Consider the following 1,653-nt stretch of genomic DNA (forward strand, 5'->3'; position numbering starts at 1 on the left):
CGTCACCCACGCCCGCCCCGACCGCCACGCCGCCCTCCCGAGCTGGCGCACCCTCACCATCAGGGCGACGACCACGCCCGGCACGGCAGAGCCGAACGAAACCGCCCAGCCGACGCACGACACCACCCCGACACCACCCCGCACGCCCGCCACGACACGCGTCGCACCTCCCGGAGCGCCCGTCGCGTCCGCCACGGCGTCGGTCGCGGGCCCCGGGGACCTCGACGCACCCGCCGGTGTGCCGACCGCGGCGCCCGGGGCCTCCGTCGCCCCCGCCACGGCACATGTCGCACCTCCCGAGGCGCCCGACGCATGCCCCACGGTGCCGCCCGCGCCGCGTGCCGCAGCTCCCGCGCACGCACCCGCGTCCCACCCCGCCGAGGCGCGATGACCACCGTCGCCGTCACTGGGGCCAGTGGCTTCTGCGGGTCGCACGTGGCCGTCGCGGCCGCCGCGCTCGGCGTGGACGTCCTGTGCGTGGGACGGCGCCCCGGGCCCGTCGGGCGGCACGTCCCGTGGGATGCCACGGTCGGCGTGCCCGACCTCGGCGGGGCCGATCTCGTCGTGCACTGCGCGGCCGCCGTCGGTGACCCCGTACCCGGGTCGCCGGGGGAGGCGGTGATGCGGGCCGTGAACGTCGACGGCACCGCGCGGCTGCTGGAGGCCGCCGCCGGCCGCCCCGTCGTGTGGGTGAGCAGCGCCAGCGTGTACGCGCCCGTGCCGGGCCGGTCCCGGATCACCGAGGAGCATCCCGTGCGCGGGCAGCTCAACGCCTACGGGCGCACCAAGGCGGCGGGCGAGGCCCTGGCCCTGGCGGCGGGCGCTGTGGTGCTGCGGCCGCGTGCCGTGTACGGGCCGGGCGACCCGCACCTCGTGCCGCGGCTGCTGTCCCGCGTCCGCCGGGGCCTCCTGCTCGTGCCCGGCCGTGACGTCACGCTCAGCCTCACCGCCGTGGAGAACCTCGCCGACGCCTGCCTGGAGGCCGCCGGCTGGGCGCCGGGCGCGTACAACATCGCCGACCCCGTCCCGTACCGCCGCGACGAGGCGCTGCGCACGGTCCTGCGCGCCCACGGGATACGCGCCCGCATAGGGCACGTCCCGCGGGCGCTCGCCCACACCGCGGCCGGCGCGGCTGAGGCCCTGCACCGGCACCGGCACCGGCACCGGCTCGGCCCGTACGCCGAGCCGCCGCTGACCCGCTACGCCGTCGACCAGCTCGCCCACTCCGTGGTCCTCGACGTCGGCAAGGCCCGTGCGGCAGGCTGGACCGCCCGCCGCACGCTCACCGACTACCTCCAGGCCGCGCCGTGTTCCCCCGAGAGGCCCCGATGACCGGCGAGAACGACCTCCTCGTCCTGGTCCGCGGGCTCCACCGCGAGCGGGGCGTCCCGCTGCGGCCGGCTCACCGGCGAACTGCGGCGAACTCCTCGCGCACCGCCCGGGCCGGGCCGGGGTCAGCCGGTGAGGAGGCGGAGGAGGTCGGTGCAGGCGGCCGCCTCGGTGGTGTGGTGCGTGATCGGGTGCCAGACGCCGCGCTCGTACGCGCCGGTCTCCCACGTCCCCGGACCGCGCGGGGAGCGGCGGACGTAGAGGAAGTCCGGGGGGAGGGGCGCGGGTTCGTGGACGCCCTCGATGAAGTAGTGGCCGGCCGCC

2 protein-coding genes and 1 pseudogene are annotated in these 1,653 nt (G+C 78.3%); 2 read left to right on the plus strand and 1 reads right to left on the minus strand.

Going from position 1 to position 1,653, the window contains the following annotated elements; translation table 11 throughout:
* Positions 1–391 (plus strand): annotated as a pseudogene (locus HTZ82_RS00260) (hypothetical protein); the annotation flags it as partial.
* Positions 388–1,332, plus strand: a complete 945-nt coding sequence (locus tag HTZ82_RS00265; protein WP_175407185.1) for an NAD(P)-dependent oxidoreductase — start codon at positions 388–390, stop codon at positions 1,330–1,332. The pseudogene HTZ82_RS00260 and the gene HTZ82_RS00265, both read left to right, overlap by 4 nt.
* A 122-nt stretch (positions 1,333–1,454) precedes the next feature.
* Here the strand turns inward: HTZ82_RS00265 and HTZ82_RS00270 are convergent.
* The coding region (locus tag HTZ82_RS00270; protein ID WP_175407186.1) for a hypothetical protein at positions 1,455–1,653 on the minus strand (199 nt) is incomplete at its 5' end.

The organism is Streptomyces sp. TRM64462 (genome assembly GCF_013362995.1).
Lineage (GTDB): Bacteria > Actinomycetota > Actinomycetes > Streptomycetales > Streptomycetaceae > Streptomyces.

Coding starts and splice junctions, on each gene's coding strand:
- HTZ82_RS00265 (WP_175407185.1), top strand. CDS start 388: ATGACCACCGTCGCCGTCACTGGGGCCAGTGGCTTCTGCGGGTCGCAC.